Source organism: Tateyamaria sp. GN1-10 (genome assembly GCF_055693845.1).
On record NZ_JBVFUR010000004.1, the window covers coordinates 3,818,120 to 3,836,346 of the forward strand.

Consider the following 18,227-nt stretch of genomic DNA (forward strand, 5'->3'; position numbering starts at 1 on the left):
AATCATACATTAATGCAACATTTACGTGTGGTCTTGGGTGTAAATCTACTCAATTGAACCGATGCGTGTACTGGGCGATCACTCTCCCAGAACAACCGGAGGTAATCAGTCATGTCGCATCCCGTCGACGTACACGTTGGTAAACGCTTGAAACAGATCCGCACCTTGCGTCGGATGTCCCAAACAGATGTTGCAAAGCGCTTGGAGCTGTCTTTTCAACAAATCCAGAAATACGAGATCGGTTCGAACCGAATCGCCGCGAGCCGTCTGTTTGAACTGTCGCGCATCCTCGACGTACCCACATCGTACTTCTTTGAAGGTTTGGCGGACGCAGGCAACATGGCTGCACCACGCAGCGATCGCGGGCTTGATATCGTGAATGCGCTCGCTGCGATTGAAGACGACAAGATCAAATCACGCATCGTCACCTTCATCGAAGATGTGTCCGGGCTGACTGTCGCACGCCGCGCTTCATAAACGCATAGTACGACGGCATTTCATCAAGCCATTTAATAATACATTTTCAGCACTCGATTCGGACCGGCTTGCCCATCGGCAGTCGGTCCGAATTTTTTGGGATGCGCAAAACTCTAAACCGGCCCCAGAGTCACAAAGCGAAAATCCATGTGATTCGACTTACCGACATTGATCAAGGAGATGGTACTTTGGCGGTATCACCATCAATGGTAGTGATTCTTACCAACCATCGCGTTGGTCTCGGTTGTATTTCTCCAGGCTCGTTGCTGCACTGCAGTATAGTGCCACGCAATATTTGAACAAATAGCCACACTAAAATGAATATTTGTTGCGCTGCACCTGCAAACTAGTTAAGCGGTGACGACGCGGAAAATGAGGAGCTATGCGATGGCACATGACGGACAGGATATGGGAGCGATGACGTCAGTTTTGCTCGATGATTTGCTCGCGCTGACCAGCGCTGCGCTAAAACCGGTTGAAGAGATAACGGAGCTCGCGCGGACACGCCTGCGCGACCAACTCAGTGTTGATGGGCGGGTGTCTGGCGCCCTTGTCGAAAAGCATCAGACTGCCGCCCATGGTCTCGCATGGCTCGCAACATACTGCGAAGCGCTCCGACAGATGCAGAAATGGGCGGAAGCAATCAGCGTCCAGTCCAAATTCGGCGAAGTCGAGGCACTGATCCACCAAATCGCCTTTGGCGAATACCTGTGGCAGATTTACGGCGGCATTCAAATGAACCAGGGCGAGGTTCTGCGCTTGCAAGACGTTGGTTTGTCCCAAGACGACATGCGCGGGATGATGGAACCCGCCATTCAAACGCTCACCCAACGCGGCAATACTCAAGCGGCGCGCGTTCGTCTTGTTGAATTGATGCAGGAACGCAGCGCTGAGATCACGGTTGGTGCCTCTGGCCTCGATGAAGAACTTGAGATGATTCGAGAGCAATTTCGGCGTTATGCCGTGGAAAAGGTCGAACCCTTTGCCCACGACTGGCACCTCAAGGACGAATTGATCCCAATGGAGGTTATCGAAGAGCTGGCCGAAATGGGCGTCTTCGGCCTGACCATCCCCGAAGAGTATGGTGGTTTCGGTTTGTCGAAAGCATCCATGTGCGTCGTCTCAGAAGAACTGAGCCGCGGCTATATCGGTGTCGGCTCGCTCGGCACCCGCTCCGAAATCGCGGCCGAATTGATCATCGCGGGCGGCACGGAGGAACAGAAACAGAAGTGGCTGCCACAACTTGCCAGTGCCGAAACGCTGCCCACGGCTGTGTTCACGGAACCCAACACCGGGTCCGACCTTGGCAGCTTGCGCACCCGCGCGGTCAAGGATGACAACGGCGACTACAAGATCACGGGCAACAAGACCTGGATCACCCATGCTACACGCACGCAAGTGATGACGCTTCTGGCCCGCACGGATCCGAACACCACGGATTACAAGGGGCTGTCGATGTTCTTGGCTGAAAAGACGCCCGGCACAGATGAAAACCCCTTCCCAACCGACGGCATGACCGGCGGCGAGATCGAAGTGCTCGGCTACCGGGGCATGAAAGAATACGAACTGGGCTTCGACAACTTCCATGTGAAGGGCGAGAACCTGCTGGGCGGGGAAGAAGGCAAAGGCTTCAAGCAGCTAATGGAAACCTTCGAATCTGCCCGCATCCAGACAGCAGCCCGCGCCATCGGCGTAGCGCAATCAGCGCTGGATATCTCGATGCAGTACGCCCAAGACCGCAAACAGTTCGGCAAGGCCCTCATCAACTTCCCGCGCGTCGCCAACAAACTCGCGATGATGGCCGTCGAAATCATGGTCGCTCGACAACTGACCTACTTCTCTGCGTTCGAAAAAGACGAGGGGCGACGCTGTGATGTCGAAGCAGGCATGGCAAAACTGCTAGGCGCGCGTGTGGCATGGGCGGCGGCCGACAATGGTCTGCAAATCCATGGCGGCAACGGCTTTGCACTGGAATACAAGATTTCCCGCGTTCTCTGCGACGCACGCATCCTGAACATCTTTGAGGGTGCCGCGGAAATTCAGGCTCAGGTCATCGCGCGTAGGCTTCTGGGGTAAGCCATTTTCTGACCCGGAAAACGAGCCGCAAGCTTTGTCGGCTGCCGCTCGTTGATTGACGATCCACACGGAACCTTCAAGGTGGCGGCATGCTCACATTTGCCGCTGCTGTCTTTTTCTGATCATAACACCCGGCCCCGGCGTCTTGTCGGCAGCAGGAGTCGGAGCCGCCTATGGCCTCAAATCTGGCATGCGATATGTGCTGGGCCTTTTTATCGGCAATAATCTGGTCATCCTTGCAGTCGTTACCGGCCTTGCTGCCCTGATACTGGCAAATCCTCTTGTACGGACCCTGCTCTTTGGGGTTTCAACACTCTACCTGCTCTACCTTGCAATGCGGATCGCCTTCGCCGGATCTAAGCTTGCCTTTGCGCCTGCCACCACGGAGCCAGGTGTTCTCAATGGGGTCTTGCTGCAACCGATCAATCCCAAGGCATATGCCGTCAACACGGCCCTCTTCTCGGGTTTTTCCCTAATACCCGATGCCATTCTGGCCGAAGCTGTTTGGAAACTGTTGATCGTCAACGCGATCTGGGTGCCAATTCACATCATTTGGGTTGGTTTCGGGGTCCGGCTCAAGCAACTTGATCTGGCTGCACATCAGCAACGATGGATCAACTATATAATGGCCGCCTCGATGCTGCTGGTGGTCGCACTAGCTTTATTGGCCGAGATTTGACGCACACAGTTCGCATCTCCTTGCTCGCAAGATAGGCAAATTCTTTCGCGGCGTGTGCGGCAAAACGCTCATACCGCAAGTTGAAGCGGCTTTCGCTTGCACCCCCGCATACCCGGACGTATCGCAAGGCCATGGCTAAAGCTCCCCTCTCCCCCGCTGCCTGGATTGACGCCGGGCTGGATCAGCTCACAGCCCAAGGGCCATTGGCCCTGCGGGCAGAACCCCTTTCACGCCATCTGAAGACGTCAAAGGGTTCATTTTATTGGCATTTCAAGGATGTGCCGGCTTTTCAGAAGGCATTGCTTGCCGAATGGAAATCCCGCGCTCTGAACATCTTGAAGGAAGACAGCGCACAGAACGGCACTGCAACCGACAAGATGATCCGCTTCGGTCAAAGCGTGCAGGAAGACACCGCTGGCCCCGCGCTGCGTGCATGGGCACAGCAGGACAAAGCGGTCGCAAAGGCACTGGCCGACGTCGACAAGACACGACTGGCGCGCCTGACCGATCTGATGTCCGACATCGGTGTCACCAATGAAGAGTTTTCCAAGGCGGCCTACGGGTCTCTCGTTGGTCTGAAGCAAATGCATTCGGATGATGGCGACGCCTTGGTGGCCTTCGCAGCCCTTGTTGACCTGGTGATGGCACTGAAATGATTCGAGCCGCCGCGCTGACGCTCATTGCGTCTATCCCGGCATGCCAAGCTGATGAAACCGTTGCGCGTTACGGCGCGGCGGATCGACTTTGGGAACTGCAAACCCTGAACGGTGCCGCATTTCCGGCACGCGCAACTCTTGAGTTTGAGACGGGTGGCCCGGTCTCTGGTCATGCGCCGTGCAACCAGTTCACAACAACCAACACGGTTCCGTATCCATGGTTCGAACTCAAGCCCATTGCGGCTACGCGCAGTGCCTGCCCCGAGCTGGAAGCTGAAACAGCTTACCTCGAGGCGCTCTCAAGGATGACCCAATCCGAGGTGCGTGAAGGAGGCCTGTTTCTACGCAATGACAATGGTGAAGAGCTGGTGTTCACAACGCGCGATTAAACGCATCGACAAAACGCGCGCGCGCCTCTGGCAAAGGTTTTGACCCTAGATCAGGAGCCAGATGATTAGCCAGGAAGTATCCCGTGGTCTCCAGCCCTTGCGCAATCTCTGCATTCGGCGCGTCACCTTCACGACGCAGCACAGCAGGAAGCGGCAACAACCGATCTGCCCACTCGCCCGCACCCTCCTTCGACACTGCCCGTCCAGACTTGGGCGAGACATAAGCGAGACCTCCGGTAGCCCCGGTCACCGCACAGGCGCTGAGATCAAGGCCAAAGCCCATCTCCTGCAAAAGAGCCAACTCCCATTGCAAGTATCCAAGCGGCCAAACATCATCCTGCCCCAACAGATCAAGCAGCGCCTCGGTTCGGCGATACAACGGGCCGTGTGCCTCGCGCTCTGGCAAGCAAAAGGCCAATAGGCCTGTAACCGCGTTCAACCCGGCCAAGGCCAACCGATTGCCCATGACCAGGGCCGCACGGCTGCGCACCGGCTCGACTGCGAATGTCCCGATATGCTCTTCCAGACGCGCGCGCCACGCCACATCCAACTGCGCGCCGGGTTGCAAGATTGGGGCAATCTTACGGCTCGTTCCGCCGCGGACCACACCGGCATGGCGACCACGATCTTCGGTGAAAACGTCAATGATCGAACTGGTTTCCCCGTGGCGGCGCACGCTTAGCAATATGCCCGTGCCGCGCCACTCCATCTCAGGCCAGCCCCTCCTGATCCAGCATATGCCGCCCCGCGCGGTCTTCCACCTCGATCACCCAAAGGTCCGGATCAAACCCGCGCTGCCGGGCAACCGCCGCATCCACATCACCCTCGGCACCAGAGGACAGCTCCGCCCAGACGCGCGTGTCAGACATCAGGTCAAAGGATCGCTGGTACAGCACTGCCTGACCATCCAACGTGTTCAGCTTCACCAGCACCGCCCCACCCGTGTCATCCCCATGGGCGACAACAAACCCGGGAATGTCAGCAAAGCGCAACCGCGCCAGATAGGCATCCACCCAGAACCGCGATGTCAGCTTGGGCGCCACGTCCGCCCCTTCCCTGTTTCAAAAAAATCCTCCCCGAAGGGTCGGGTGGCATATGTCTCAGGCATTGCCATCTTTGAAATCCAAGCCCATCTGGTCGTAGCGTTCCGCTTCATCCAACCATTTCTCGCGCACTTTGACCTGCAGGAACAAATGCACCTTACGGCCCAGGAACTCGGTCAGTTCCTCCCGCGCAGCCTTGCTCACCGCCTTGATCGTCTCGCCGCGATGGCCCAGCACGATGCCCTTGTGACCGTCCCGGCTGACATAGATGATCTGGTCCACCTTGGCCGAGCCATCCTTGCGCTCCTCCCAGGCTTCGGTCTCGACCGTCAGTTGATACGGCAGCTCCTGATGCAGGCGCAGGGTCAGCTTCTCACGGGTCATCTCGGCCGCGATCATGCGCATGGGCAGATCGGCAATCTGATCCTCCGGGTACAGCCACGGCCCCTCTGGCACTTGTTTGGCCAACCACTGACGCAGCGCATCCACGCCATGGCCCTTCTCTGCCGAGATCATGAAGGTTTCCGCAAAATCAAACCGCTCATTCAGATCCTTGGTCAGACCCAGCAGCACAGGTGCCTCGACACGATCAATCTTGTTGATGGCAAGTGCCACAGTCCGGCCCTGTCCGATCTCGGCCATTCCTTCCAGAATGCGCTCGACCCCAGCGGTGACACCGCGGTGCGCCTCGACCATCAGCACCACTACATCAGCATCCGCAGCCCCACCCCAGGCGGCCGCCACCATCGCACGATCCAAACGGCGGCGCGGCTGAAACAGGCCCGGCGTATCGACAAAGACGATCTGACTATCGCCTTCCATTGCAACGCCGCGAATGCGGGCACGGGTGGTTTGAACCTTGTGAGTGACAATGCTGACCTTCGCGCCCACCATTGTGTTTAGCAGGGTGGACTTGCCCGCATTGGGTTCTCCGATCAGGGCGACAAAGCCCGCGCGGGTGGTCATGCCTGCCCCTCCAGTTGTTGCAGCAACGCCTGCGCCGCTGCCTGCTGCGCTTCGCGCTTCGACCCGGCGGTAGCGGTCGCCTCAGCTCCCGTCGACAGACGGGCGACGATGGTGAAAATTGGTTGATGGTCCGGTCCGGAACGACCGGTCTCAACATATTGCGGCGGCGTCAGACCACGCGCCTGCGCCCATTCCTGCAAGGCAGTCTTGGCATCACGGGCATCCGCATCGACGCGAGCCACCCGATCACCCCACAACCGCAGGATCAGCGCCTTGGCGGCATCAAATCCCGCATCCAGATAAACAGCCGCAATCACCGCCTCGATGGCATCTCCCAACAGCGCCTGCTTGCGTCTGCCGCCGGACAACATCTCGGACCGGCCCAATCGCAGCACGGCCCCCAGATCGACATCACGCGCCACGTCGGCACAGGTTTCCTTCCGCACCAAAGCATTGAAACGCGGGGCCAGCGTCCCTTCCGCGGCCCCTGGGTCGGCCTCAAGCAACGCCTGCGCCATCACCAGGCCCAAGACCTCGGTCCCCCAGAAACTCCAAACGCTGATTGTCCGACCGGGTGGGCGAAGACATAGACGCATGTGTCACCGCCTCCACCAGTAAATCAGGCGCGGCAAAGCGGTGCCCGATCCGACCCTCAAAGGCCGTCAGATCTACCCCCAGCTTCACTCGATCCCCTTGAAGTAGCGATCACTACGCCACGTCCAGAAAAACAACATCGACCGACCAGCGGACGAGAACATAACGCGATCCGCGCGACCAATCAGATTTTCGAACGGAACATAACCGACGCCACCCGCGACCTGCGCCAACCGGCTGTCCGAGGAGTTGTCGCGGTTATCCCCCATAAAGAAGTAGTTGCCTTCCGGGACGCGGTAGACTGGCGTGTTGTCCGACTGCTGCACGCCAACGTTCAGCACGACGTGCTGCTCACCGTTGGGGAAGGTTTCGAGGAACCGGGACTTCGTGCAATCGGCGCCCTGCCCCACGGCCCCGCTTTCACAACGCGGCAACAAACCCTGCGGCCCCTGACGATCAAACACCTCAGTGAACGTGCCAGCCGGTTCCTGCGGCACAGGCTCCCCGTTCAGAATGATCTGACCATTCCGGACTTGCAAAGTGTCGCCGGGCAGACCCACAACACGTTTGATAAAGTCAGCCCCTGAAACGGGATGGCGAAAAACGACAACATCACCGCGCTCGGGCTCACCGGCCCAGACGCGATCATCACCCATGAACCCGCACAGCTTCTGCGCGTCCAGACCAATAGCCGGGATCGACGGGCAGGACGCATATGAATAGCCATAGGCCATCTTGTTCACGAACAGGAAATCACCAATCAGCAACGTCTCTTTCATCGAACCGGACGGAATCCAGAACGGCTGGAAGAAAAGCGTGCGGAACACCCCGGCAATCAACAGCGCATAAACAATGGTCTTGATCGTTTCGATCACGCCGTTCTGGGACTTTTCCTTGGCGGCCATTGCGCGCTCCTTCGGGGGTAGGTTCAGGGCTACATGCGGGCGCGGCCCGAAGGTGTCAAGGCGCAGGATCAGATTGTATCGGGCGGGCTTCGATCACCACAAATGCCTGCGCCCACGGATGATCGTCGGTCAGGGTGACATGGATGATCGCCTCGTGCCCGGACGGGGTCATCTCGGCCAGTCGTTCGGCAGCCCAGCCCGTGACATGCATGACAGGTTGACCGGTTCTAAGGTTAGTCACCGCCATGTCTTTCCACGAAATACCCATCCGCAGGCCGGTGCCCAACGCTTTTGAACACGCCTCCTTGGCGGCCCAACGTTTGGCATAGGTACCAGGCGTATCGGCCCTTCGTTCGGCCTTGGCCTGTTCAATATCGGTAAACACCCGGTTGCGAAACCGGTCCCCGAACCGCTCCAACGTACCCGCGATCCGGTCAATATTCGCGAGATCGGTGCCAACACCAAGGATCATTGCAAACGTGCCGTCAAAATCTTGTAACTCGCAAACCCGAAAAAGCCGGCAAAGGCCAACTCAAACCAGCGCCGCGCCCTACGATACGCGGTCACAACCCGCGCGCTGGAAAACAGCAACGCATAACCAATGAAAATCAGGATCGAGCCCGCGTAAAGGTAAGCAAAGCATTGGAAAATGGCAGCTGGCTGTGCGTCAGCAGGCAAGGCAATGGCATAGATTGAACCCCAGCTCAGGATCGCCTTGGGATTGGTGATGTGAATGGCCGCCCCCTTCAGAAACAGATTGCGCGCCGAGCCGGAAAACGGCGTGCCTACAGGGGTGTCCCCGCCGTGCCAGGCACTTTTCAAAGCTTTGAACGCCAGCCACGCCAAGTATGCCACGCCCGCATAGCGGACGATTTCAAAAACCCAGACATGGGCCAGCATGATGGCCGACAGACCCACTGCTGCCGCAATACCCCAACTCGCCGACCCGGCAAGGATTCCCAGAGCAAAGGCAAGTGCAGAGGCGCGCCCGGCAGACATGGCGGTGCCTGCAATCCCCATGGTGGCTGGGCCCGGCGATCCGCCCGCAAGCAGCCATGCAATCCAGATAGCGGCGAATTCAGGTCCCATCGAACACTCCCAGATTGGCGACCTGTTGCACGCTTCTACGACACAGGCCGGACAAGATCATGCAGGTGCCTCGATGTCATAGACAATGATGCCAGCTGCACCGCCCTCACAAAGCGCGACAAGCCGCGCACCCAAATCCTGATGCTCGGGGTCAACGGCATATGCTGCCAACGCCTTTGCATTCTCTGCATCAAGTGTGAAGCCATAAGGGTAATCGGGTGTCTTGCCTTCGTAGTCGCGATTCGGACCCGCCCGGAAATCGGAGCAGCCATCCAATCGCCGCACGAGGTCCTCAAGATCCAACATAATCTTGTCCAGTTCGGCCGTATCAGCCTTGGGTGACAAACGCAGAAACACACAGTGGCGGATCATCAACGGGTCCCCTCTCTTTCGACCGGATTTCGGTCAATTCAACCGCTGTGCCGTCCGAGATGCAAGACTGATCCGCCAGCGTACCGGCAGTGTCGGGCAACAGCGCGGTTCATTCGGCCCCAACATGATTGTCGTGAGATCAACGTGGGTTGGACCAAACTCAGCGTCACGCGGCGATTGGCCAAACAGGCCCTCAACGGAACCGACAAACCCCCAACCAGCGGTGGTTCGCTGATACACACCGACCGCAATCGACGTGCTCCCGGCTGAACCGGGGATGTATTCATACACAATGCCCAAGGCCCGTGTGGCCGTGGCCGGGTTCGCCTGATCCGGCAGCCAGAAAGAGGCCTCAGCCGTGCCCGACGCCGTCAATGTCGAAAATAACAGCCGGTCCAGATCGGGCCAAGCACTCTGTTGTGCCGTTGTCGGCCCGGCGTAGACGGCCAAGGTTAACGCAAGAATCGATGCCACCAAACGCATCATGCGACAGCCTCCCGCGCCTTATCCATGAGGCGGCGCATTTCTCGGATAGCCGGGTCCAACCCCAGGAAAATGGCCTCACCAATCAGGAAATGCCCGATATTCAGCTCCATCACTTCCGGAAAGGCAGCAACCGGAGACACAGTTTCATAGGTCAAACCATGGCCCACATGCACCTCTAGGCCCAGCGAATGCGCAAAACTCGACATCTCGCGCATCGCCTCCAATTCACGGTCGCGATCTTCCATGCGCCCCTCGTGATGTGCGTCACAATAGGCACCCGAGTGCAGCTCGATCACCTGCGCTCCAATGCGGTGGGCCGCCTCGATCTGGCGCTTGTCGGCTGCGATGAAGATGGACACACGGCACCCCGCCTCGCGCAGCGGCGCAATGAAATGGGCCAGCCGGTTTTCTTCCCGCGCGACCTCCAGCCCTCCTTCGGTTGTCCGTTCCTCGCGTTTCTCAGGAACGATGCACACCGCATGGGGTTTGTGGCGCAAAGCGATGGATTGCATTTCTGTTGTCGCGGCCATCTCGAAGTTCAACGGCACTGACAACACGTCCATCAGCCCTTCGATGTCAGCATCGGAAATATGTCTGCGATCTTCACGCAGATGAGCCGTAATGCCATCGGCCCCGGCAACCTCTGCCAACCGGGCCGCGCGCAGGGGGTCCGGCGTATCGCCGCCACGTGCATTTCGCACCGTGGCGACGTGATCGATATTCACACCAAGGCGGAGTTTTCCCAAAGGGGCTGTCATCGGCATCGTCCTTCCAATGTCTTCACGTCCAACCTAGTGCGGATGCAAATGTCTGGAAATACGGACAAAGCCGCAAAATTGTACCAAGCGCCTAGTCAGTTTTTGGCTTGGCAGCGGCTGCCTTGTTCGCGGCTTTGGCCTTCAATGCTTCGAACTTGGCCTTGATCGCACCCTTGCGCCGCTTCTGGTAGGCGCGAATGACGGGCACCGAGAGGTAATAGCAGACAGTCGCCGCGATGATGCCGGGGATGATTCCACCAATAAGGTAGGGAAAGAATATCTCGTCATAAAAGATGCTCAGCTTGGTCCAATCGCGTGGCTCTCCCATCAGCACATGCTTCAGGTTCAGCCACAGGTCGGACCCCGCATCTGCGAACTTGCCGCCAAAGGACCGCTCCGTCTCTTCCTTCATCTCCGCTCCAAGCAGCCAGTGACCCGTCTGCAATGACACCACTCCAATCGGAACGTAGGTAAGCGGGTTGCCGAAGAAAGTCGCCATCAGCGAAGCGACGATATTGCCACGCATGGCGGTGGCTATGATTGCAGCGATAAAGAAGTGTAAGCCGTAGAACGGAGTAAATGTCGTGAATACGCCGGCCCAAATACCACGTGCGATTTTCTCTGGCCGATCAGGCAATCGACGGACACGGTGTTTGACATACTGAAACGCGCGGCTCCACCCGCCGCGCGGCCAGAGGAATTCCAGCACGGCGCGCAGAAACGGCTTGGGGTCGCGGCGCTTGAACACCAATGTCTTGTCGCCCTTCGTTGCGCCTTATCCCGCGATCATCGTTTGCCCGGCTGATGGCTCGGGGCGACGGAAGCGGTCAATGGCAGCCACATCACTCTCTGCTTGAAGCGCCCCCATCAACGTATGCAGATGCTGGGCGTCCCGAAGCTCTACGTAGACCATCAATCTAAAGAAGTCAGGTTTACGATCCACGAATTCGAGATTTGAAATATTGGCCCTGCTCTCGCCGATCAATGTGCAAATGCGTCCCAGGACACCGGCGTCATTGCCAATGGTCAGATCAAGCGTCACGCCGTACACAGCCGGATGGCTGCCGTCATGCCAATGCAGGTCCAGCCAGCGATCAGGTTGATTTTCGTATTCGACAAGGCGCGCGCAATCTATGGCGTGTACAACCACGCCTTCACCCCGAAAGGTGATCCCGACAATGCGCTCGCCTGGCAACGGTTCGCAGCACGTTGCGCGCTGGAATGACTGTCCCGGCAAAAGCCCAATGACCGCGCGGCGCGCGTCGACCTGTTTGCCAGACTTAGGTGTCAAATCAGGATAGATGGCCTGCACCACTTCGCGGCCGGTCAACTCCGCTGACCCCAGACGCGCCAGTACTTCGTCCGCATCCTTCAAGCGCAATCGTTTGGCGGCGGCATCCAATGCCTTGTCCGTGGCCTTCTTGCGCACATGGGCGAAGGCGGACCGAGCCAATTCGCGCCCCAATGTAATGAAACGGTCGCGATCCGCCTCGCGCAGAGAACGACGGATGGCTGTCTTGGCCTTGCCGGTCGTAGCAATCTCAAGCCATGTGGCCTGCGGTGTCTGGCCCTCGGCGGTGATGATATCGACGGACTGGCCATTTTTGACCCGTGTCCACAAGGGCACACGCATCCCGTCCACCTTGGCCCCGACACAGGCGTTCCCGATCCTTGTGTGGATCGCATAGGCAAAATCGATGGGTGTGGCGCCTTTCGGCAATTTCACCACCTCGCCCTTGGGGGTAAAGCAGAACACCTGGTCCGAATACATCTCGAGCTTCACAGCCTCGAGGAAATCTTCGTGGTCTTCTTCGCTGTCGAACTGCTCGGTCAGTTGAGAAATCCACTTGGCCGGATCCACGGCAAACGGGTTCTGTGACCGCACGCCATCGCGATAGGACCAGTGCGCAGCCACGCCGGTTTCCGCCACATCGTGCATCTGCCGGGTGCGGATCTGCACTTCGACCCGCTTGCCGTCGCGGCCCGACACAGTGGTGTGGATAGACCGATACCCGTTGGTCTTGGGCTGGCTGATGTAGTCCTTGAACCGGCCTGGCACTGCGCGCCACCGCTGATGAATGGCCCCGAGCGCGCGATAGCAATCTTCTTCGGATCCGGTGATGACACGGAAGCCATAGATGTCGGACAGACGGGAAAAGGACTGATCCTTTTCCTGCATCTTGCGCCAGATGGAATAAGGTTTCTTGGCGCGGCCAAATACTTCGGCCTCAATGTGCACCTTTTCCAATTCAAACCGCATATCGCCGGTAATGCGCTGAATGACGTCGCCAGTTTCGCGCTGCATGGTGATAAAGCGGCGAATGATAGATGATCTGGCGTCCGGATTTAGAACTTTGAACGCAAGATCTTCCAGCTCTTCCCGCATCCATTGCATCCCCATGCGGCCCGACAAAGGGGCGAAGATATCCATGGTTTCGCGGGCCTTTTGAACCTGCTTGTCCGGGCGCATGGACTTGATGGTGCGCATGTTGTGCAAGCGGTCACTCAGTTTGACCAGGATCACGCGCATGTCCTTTGACATGGCCATGAACAGCTTGCGGAAGTTTTCGGCCTGCTTGGTCTCGACACTCGACAGCTGCAGGTTGGTCAGCTTGGTGACGCCGTCCACCAGCTTGGCAACCTCGTCTCCGAACTGTTCAGACACCATGGCATAGCTTGCCTTGGTGTCCTCGATCGTGTCGTGCAAAAGGGCGGTAACGATGGTGGCATCGTCCAGCTGCTGCTCGGTCAGGATAGCAGCAACGGCAACGGGGTGCGTGAAGTACGGCTCGCCCGAATGGCGAAACTGCCCATCGTGCATCTGTCCGCCAAAGGCATAAGCCCGGCGGATCAGGTCTTCGTTTGTCTTTGGATTATAGTTGCGGACCAGCGCGATCAGATCGTCGTCAGAGATCATCCGGTCCGCACCCGACTGGGATCAGCCCTGGCCTTGCGCGGCCATCAGCTGACGCAGAAGCATCTCTTCGGACATGCTGTCTTCTTCCGGCTTGTCCTGCTCGGCACCCATAAGAAGCGCCATTGCGTCTTCTTCTGCCTCGTCCACTTCGATCTGGCTTTGGTTCGATTCGATCAGACGCTCACGCAGCTCTTCCGAACTTTGAGTCTCTTCAGCGATCTCGCGCAGGGACACGACCGGGTTCTTGTCATTGTCGCGGTCCACTGTAATGGGCGCACCGGACGAAATCTCGCGGGCGCGATGCGCGGCCAGCATCACCAGCTCGAAACGGTTCGGAACCTTGTCAACGCAGTCTTCAACGGTCACGCGGGCCATGGGTGTGCTCCAGATCAGGCGAGTTTAGATAGAAGGCTGTTATTTAGGGCCGATTGCACAGAATGACAAGCGCCTATTCGATGGGCACGATCGCTTCAATATCTGCGCTCGGAAGCGCATCCCGCATCTCCGTAACTGACTTCCGTGTAATTGGGTGCACCCAATCAGGCGCGACATCCGACAAGGGAACAAGAACGAATGCGCGTTCGTGCATGCGGGGGTGCGGCAACAGCAATTGACCTGGGGCCATTTCCTTCTGTTTTTCCAATGGTAGTTCCATCCAGGTGCGCAAGACCCGAACACTCGGTCGGATCATGTCGTCATGTGCTAGCAAATCCAAATCTATAATGCGCTGCTCCCATCGGGCCTTTCGGCGGCGTCCAAGACGCGCTTCGACCTCATGCAAACGGGCAATTGCTTCGGAAGATGACCAATGTGCCTCAACTAAAAGCGCCGCGTTCACAAAGTCGGGACCACTGTCAGCGGGGACTGCTGGAGTTCGAAAAAAGCGACTACGACCCCAGAATCACTGCTCCCATCTCTTCAATCGAATCAATGGCGTTGTGGAGCGTTTCGATGGGTGTTCCGACGCTCGAATGCATGTTTGACCCAAGGGCAACCAGCAATTTTGAACTGTTACATGGCGTAGTTTTGCCTATTTGGGTATCATCAGTGACTTGCGACATATTAAAAATCACCTATTTTTCAATCACCGTCTTTCGCGTTTTTACGCACTCACTCACGGAAATCACAGGCGGTACCCGAATTTTCGGAAGGACATTTTATGTTTTACAAAGACGAACGGCTGGCGCTGTTCATCGACGGTTCGAACTTATACGCCGCAGCCAAAGCGCTTGGGTTCGATATCGACTACAAGTTACTGCGACAGGAGTTCATGCGCCGAGGCAAGTTACTCCGCGCTTTTTACTACACCGCACTGTTGGAAAATGACGAGTATTCGCCGATCCGACCTTTGGTCGATTGGTTGAACTACAACGGCTTTACCATGGTGACCAAGCCAGCCAAGGAATACACCGACTCGATGGGTCGTCGTAAGGTAAAAGGAAACATGGACATCGAATTAGCGGTGGATGCCATGGAACTTGCGCCGCGTGTCGACCACATTGTCCTATTTTCCGGCGACGGGGATTTTCGTCCGCTTGTGGAAAGCCTGCAACGTCAAGGCGTTCGGGTTTCTGTTGTATCGACGATCCGCAGCCAACCCCCGATGATTTCGGACGATCTGCGGCGTCAGGCAGATAACTTCATTGAGCTGGACGAACTGAAGGACGTCATAGGGCGGCCGCCGCGCGAGCCAATGCCAGAACGCGAAGAGCGGGTTCAGGCTCAGGGCTAAGCCAATAGTGAAACTGCCAGCGACATTGCACTGCCGCTGGCTGTCCGTTCACAAAGTGTTTGGTCATAGAAATAATTTGGCGCGCCGTTGGATAGAACGCACCACAGTGTTTTAAAACGAAAATCACTGTGCCAGTATCCCCCTGATTGGGGGGATACGCACGTGTATCGTGACGCCGAAGCACTTGAACAACTGACAAACATCGAAGAGTTGTGGGATGGCGCTGTGCAAAGGCTGCGCGCGCGCGGCATTCACCACGTCATCTACATCACAGCTCATGGTTCTCCGCCGGAAGCCAGCAGGCTTCTAACCACTTGCCCGAATCTGTATACGAACGCTTCACCGGATACGGATCCTTTCTTGAGCCATTGTTGCGACAGTTACGAGATCACCCCAACCGGCCCCGAGTTTCTGTCACAACATTCCTATCTACCTGATGAGGCGAAGGCGTTCATCAAGACAGCGCGAGCCGAAGGATTCCTGACAGGCTTTGGGATTCCGGCCCGCCTGCGCGGAGCAGACCGCTACGGTGGCTTCAACCTCGGAACAAAACTCGATCGCGCAACCTTCCTGGAACGTATGTGGCCGCAAGCTGAACAGTTCCGCCTATTCTGTCTGCTTGTGCACCGCAGGATTGAAGAGCTGTCCGGGGCGAAGACAGATCACGAACCAGCTTTGATCGCACCCAACATGCCAGCCGCTCTCAAAGCACTCAGCCCGCGCGAGGCCGAAATCATATACATGCTGGCACGCGGTCTCAGTCGCAAGGAAGCCGCGCGCCTATGTGGGATCAGTATGAATACCGTCGCGGAATACGCCAAGACAGCCTATCGCAAGCTTGGAATCCACAATAGGGCAGAAGCCGCCCGCTTGGTTTTTGGGAACACAGACCACGCAGTCTAGCCGAAACTCTTTACCACAACGACACTAGAGCTTACGTCTGAGACAACGACAGGAGCGGCCATGACCAAGCCAGCATTGACCCTTTATCTTGCCGCCCCGCGCGGGTTCTGCGCAGGCGTGGACCGCGCCATCAAGATCGTTGAAATGGCCCTGAACAAATGGGGTGCCCCCGTTTTTGTCCGGCACGAAATCGTGCACAACAAGTTCGTCGTCGATAGCCTGCGTGACAAGGGCGCCGTCTTTGTCGAGGAACTGACGGAATGCCCGGATGACCGGCCCGTCATCTTCTCGGCCCACGGCGTGCCAAAATCCGTCCCGCAAGCGGCGCAAGCGCGCGAGATGATCTATGTCGACGCCACCTGCCCGCTCGTCAGTAAAGTCCATATCGAGGCGCAGCGTCATGCCGACAACGGTTTGCAGATGATCATGATCGGCCATGAGGGCCACCCCGAAACGATAGGCACTATGGGCCAACTGCCCGAGGGCGAAGTGCTGCTGGTCGAAACGGTCGAAGACGTAGCAGCGGTGCAGGTACGCGACCCGAACAGGCTTGCCTTCGTTACCCAAACCACGCTGTCGGTGGATGACACGGCTGACATAGTGGCAGCATTACAAACCCGCTTTCCCAGCATCGTCGGCCCGCACAAGGAAGACATCTGCTACGCCACGACCAACCGGCAGGAAGCGGTCAAGGCGATGGCCCCCAAATGCGACGCGATGCTCGTGGTTGGTGCTCCCAACTCGTCGAATTCCAAACGGCTCGTCGAGGTGGGCGCACGCGCGGGCTGCACCTATGCCCAACTGGTGCAACGGGCGACAGATATCGACTGGCGGGCGCTGGACGGGATCAAAAGCGTGGGCATCACGGCCGGCGCATCCGCGCCGGAAGTGCTGATCACCGAAGTCATCGACGCCTTCCGAAACAGATATGACGTGACGGTCGAGATGGTCGAAACAGCGGTCGAGAATGTGGAATTCAAAGTGCCACGGGTTCTGCGAGAGCCTGCATAACACGCGAATGGCCGCTACGAGCCCAAAGCACCAAGTGCTGCGGGCTGCTCGAATGGCTGAGTTGAGAACTTCGTGGGCTATTGGGCAGCCCATCATCTCATTGTGCAGCAGTCCCGTAGCTCGGCGCTTCCTTTACAGCAGTCCTCCATCAAGAAGTTAATAAGGGCACCAATTGTCTTGAAGTTGATGCGGTAGTTCAGGTTCCGGGACCGCCGCTCTTTCTGCAAAATGCCCGACTCCGACAATGCATTGAGGTGGAAAGATGTCCTCGACGGGCTTGCCCCAATTTTGAGAGCGATGTTACCGGCGCTCATGCCGTCTGGTCCCGCCTCAACCAAAGCCCGGATAACATCCAGACGGTCCGAATTTGAGAGAACTCCAAACAGCGTCGCCGCATCTTCTGCGATCATATTTCAATACCTCTTGAAGTATCATTGTTAGTCTGTATATTATTTCAATAATAATTGAAATAAAAGGTGCTGGGATGAAAACACTGTCAGGTCTCTTGCACGATCTTCAACTTCAAGACCCCTCGCATCCTCTGATTTTCGAAACCCAAGAGGGTGAAATTTCGCCCGGTTACCATGTCACCGAACTCAGACATTCCACCTCGAAAGGGATCGACTGCAGTGGAAACAAGGAAGCTTGGCAGGAAGCGAAATTGCAGCTTCTTGACGGGCGAGGTGAGACACACATGAGCGTTGGCAAGTTCAACGGAATTGTCTCCAAAAGTCTCTCAGTCATGCCAGAGTTGGCGCACGCTTCACTGAAAGTCGAGTTTGGACACGACAACACAGACCTGCGGCTTATGTCGCTGAGTAGCCCCGAGTGTCGTGGCAGCCGTGTCTTGATAAGGCTGGGCAATACGCGCGCCGTGTGCAAGCCGGCTGAAAAATTCGGACGTCAAGAAGGTGGCGCAGATCAGTGTTGCGACAGCAAGGGGACCTCAGCCAAAACATCCTCCTGTTGCTCTACAACGAAGCCGCGCGAGGACGCGAGTTCGTGTTGCGCATAGGGACTTGATTTCGCCGAAAGCTGACGTTCGCGACCAGCAGGGGAATGACCGCAAAGTCCCGCAAAATCTGCCGCACGCATTTACACTAAACTGGTCCAGAGCCAAAGACCCGGCCGCCTTCGGCAAGCAGCATCGCTTTCGCATGGTTAACATCGCGTA

Annotated in this window: 23 protein-coding genes and 1 pseudogene; 9 read left to right on the forward strand and 15 right to left on the reverse strand. The window is 57.4% G+C overall.

Annotation, left to right across the window (positions count from 1 at the left end; translation table 11 throughout):
* Positions 1-111: 111 nt before the first annotated feature.
* The 5 genes from ACZ1HN_RS21060 (at position 112) to ACZ1HN_RS21080 (ending at position 4,277) form a co-directional block, all read left to right on the forward strand.
* Entirely contained in the window at positions 112-477 is a 366-nt protein-coding gene (locus ACZ1HN_RS21060) for a helix-turn-helix domain-containing protein (RefSeq protein WP_299208256.1), read from the forward strand.
* A 387-nt stretch (positions 478-864) separates the two neighbouring features.
* Complete coding sequence (locus ACZ1HN_RS21065; protein WP_472728915.1) at positions 865-2,553, forward strand: acyl-CoA dehydrogenase family protein; 1,689 nt, start codon at positions 865-867, stop codon at positions 2,551-2,553.
* Positions 2,554-2,698: 145 nt separating this feature from the next.
* Positions 2,699-3,232, forward strand: a complete 534-nt coding sequence (locus ACZ1HN_RS21070; protein ID WP_472728916.1) for a LysE family translocator — start codon at positions 2,699-2,701, stop codon at positions 3,230-3,232.
* 131 nt (positions 3,233-3,363) lie between these two features.
* Positions 3,364-3,888 (forward strand): TetR/AcrR family transcriptional regulator, encoded by a 525-nt coding sequence (locus tag ACZ1HN_RS21075; RefSeq protein WP_299208250.1) that lies wholly within the window; start codon positions 3,364-3,366, stop codon positions 3,886-3,888.
* A complete protein-coding gene (locus ACZ1HN_RS21080) occupies positions 3,885-4,277 on the forward strand; it encodes an META domain-containing protein (protein WP_472728917.1) in 393 nt (130 codons plus the stop codon). The genes ACZ1HN_RS21075 and ACZ1HN_RS21080 overlap by 4 nt, the downstream gene beginning before the upstream one ends.
* On the opposite strand, the gene recO is transcribed toward ACZ1HN_RS21080, so the two are convergent.
* From recO to folK, 14 genes and pseudogenes are all read right to left on the reverse strand, one after another.
* On the reverse strand, positions 4,261-4,986 hold the full coding sequence (recO, locus tag ACZ1HN_RS21085; protein ID WP_472728918.1) for a DNA repair protein RecO: 726 nt from the start codon (positions 4,984-4,986) through the stop codon (positions 4,261-4,263). The genes ACZ1HN_RS21080 and recO overlap by 17 nt on opposite strands.
* 1 nt (position 4,987) lies before the next feature.
* Entirely contained in the window at positions 4,988-5,320 is a 333-nt protein-coding gene (locus ACZ1HN_RS21090; protein ID WP_299208244.1) for a DUF1491 family protein, read from the reverse strand.
* 57 nt (positions 5,321-5,377) lie between these two features.
* Positions 5,378-6,286 (reverse strand): GTPase Era, encoded by a 909-nt coding sequence (gene era, locus ACZ1HN_RS21095; protein ID WP_299599739.1) that lies wholly within the window; start codon positions 6,284-6,286, stop codon positions 5,378-5,380.
* Positions 6,283-6,970 (reverse strand): annotated as a pseudogene (gene rnc / locus ACZ1HN_RS21100) (ribonuclease III). The gene era and the pseudogene rnc overlap by 4 nt, the downstream one beginning before the upstream one ends.
* The gene (lepB, locus tag ACZ1HN_RS21105; protein WP_299208237.1) at positions 6,967-7,785 is read right to left on the reverse strand and encodes a signal peptidase I; all 819 of its coding nucleotides are present in this window, start codon (positions 7,783-7,785) and stop codon (positions 6,967-6,969) included. Before lepB ends, rnc begins: the two are co-directional and overlap by 4 nt.
* A 55-nt stretch (positions 7,786-7,840) precedes the next feature.
* Complete coding sequence (gene acpS, locus ACZ1HN_RS21110; RefSeq protein ID WP_299208235.1) at positions 7,841-8,257, reverse strand: holo-ACP synthase; 417 nt, start codon at positions 8,255-8,257, stop codon at positions 7,841-7,843.
* Positions 8,254-8,874, reverse strand: a complete 621-nt coding sequence (locus ACZ1HN_RS21115; RefSeq protein ID WP_472728919.1) for a LysE family translocator — start codon at positions 8,872-8,874, stop codon at positions 8,254-8,256. Before ACZ1HN_RS21115 ends, acpS begins: the two co-directional genes overlap by 4 nt.
* Positions 8,875-8,931: 57 nt before the next feature.
* Positions 8,932-9,246: a Dabb family protein gene (locus ACZ1HN_RS21120; RefSeq protein WP_299208231.1), complete on the reverse strand. Its 315-nt coding sequence runs from the start codon at positions 9,244-9,246 to the stop codon at positions 8,932-8,934.
* Between the two features lie 33 nt (positions 9,247-9,279).
* Positions 9,280-9,732 carry a hypothetical protein gene (locus tag ACZ1HN_RS21125; protein WP_472728920.1) on the reverse strand — a complete coding sequence of 151 codons (453 nt, stop codon included), beginning with the start codon at positions 9,730-9,732 and terminating at the stop codon, positions 9,280-9,282.
* Complete coding sequence (locus tag ACZ1HN_RS21130; protein WP_472728921.1) at positions 9,729-10,490, reverse strand: pyridoxine 5'-phosphate synthase; 762 nt, start codon at positions 10,488-10,490, stop codon at positions 9,729-9,731. The genes ACZ1HN_RS21125 and ACZ1HN_RS21130 overlap by 4 nt, the downstream gene beginning before the upstream one ends.
* Before the next feature lie 91 nt (positions 10,491-10,581).
* Entirely contained in the window at positions 10,582-11,241 is a 660-nt protein-coding gene (locus ACZ1HN_RS21135) for a DUF2062 domain-containing protein (protein ID WP_472728922.1), read from the reverse strand.
* Between the two features lie 24 nt (positions 11,242-11,265).
* On the reverse strand, positions 11,266-13,407 hold the full coding sequence (locus ACZ1HN_RS21140) for a RelA/SpoT family protein (protein ID WP_299208223.1): 2,142 nt from the start codon (positions 13,405-13,407) through the stop codon (positions 11,266-11,268).
* Between the two features lie 21 nt (positions 13,408-13,428).
* Positions 13,429-13,782 carry a DNA-directed RNA polymerase subunit omega gene (gene rpoZ, locus ACZ1HN_RS21145; protein WP_039682236.1) on the reverse strand — a complete coding sequence of 118 codons (354 nt, stop codon included), beginning with the start codon at positions 13,780-13,782 and terminating at the stop codon, positions 13,429-13,431.
* Between the two features lie 73 nt (positions 13,783-13,855).
* On the reverse strand, positions 13,856-14,245 hold the full coding sequence (gene folK / locus ACZ1HN_RS21150; protein ID WP_472728923.1) for a 2-amino-4-hydroxy-6-hydroxymethyldihydropteridine diphosphokinase: 390 nt from the start codon (positions 14,243-14,245) through the stop codon (positions 13,856-13,858).
* A gap of 321 nt (positions 14,246-14,566) precedes the next feature.
* Here folK and ACZ1HN_RS21155 point away from each other — a divergent pair, with 321 nt between their 5' ends.
* The 3 genes from ACZ1HN_RS21155 to ispH all read left to right on the forward strand — a co-directional run bounded on the left by ACZ1HN_RS21155 (position 14,567) and on the right by ispH (position 17,053).
* Positions 14,567-15,139 (forward strand): LabA-like NYN domain-containing protein, encoded by a 573-nt coding sequence (locus ACZ1HN_RS21155; protein WP_189368237.1) that lies wholly within the window; start codon positions 14,567-14,569, stop codon positions 15,137-15,139.
* 162 nt (positions 15,140-15,301) lie between these two features.
* Positions 15,302-16,042, forward strand: coding sequence for a helix-turn-helix transcriptional regulator (locus ACZ1HN_RS21160; protein WP_472728924.1), 741 nt, complete (start codon positions 15,302-15,304; stop codon positions 16,040-16,042).
* A gap of 60 nt (positions 16,043-16,102) precedes the next feature.
* The gene (ispH, locus tag ACZ1HN_RS21165; RefSeq protein ID WP_299702189.1) at positions 16,103-17,053 is read left to right on the forward strand and encodes a 4-hydroxy-3-methylbut-2-enyl diphosphate reductase; all 951 of its coding nucleotides are present in this window, start codon (positions 16,103-16,105) and stop codon (positions 17,051-17,053) included.
* A 92-nt stretch (positions 17,054-17,145) separates the two neighbouring features.
* Here ispH and ACZ1HN_RS21170 read toward each other — a convergent pair whose 3' ends face one another.
* A complete protein-coding gene (locus tag ACZ1HN_RS21170; protein ID WP_299601244.1) occupies positions 17,146-17,463 on the reverse strand; it encodes an ArsR/SmtB family transcription factor in 318 nt (105 codons plus the stop codon).
* A gap of 74 nt (positions 17,464-17,537) precedes the next feature.
* Between ACZ1HN_RS21170 and ACZ1HN_RS21175 the strand changes: the two genes are divergently transcribed.
* Positions 17,538-18,068, forward strand: a complete 531-nt coding sequence (locus ACZ1HN_RS21175; protein ID WP_472728925.1) for a DUF6428 family protein — start codon at positions 17,538-17,540, stop codon at positions 18,066-18,068.
* Positions 18,069-18,227: the final 159 nt, after the last annotated feature.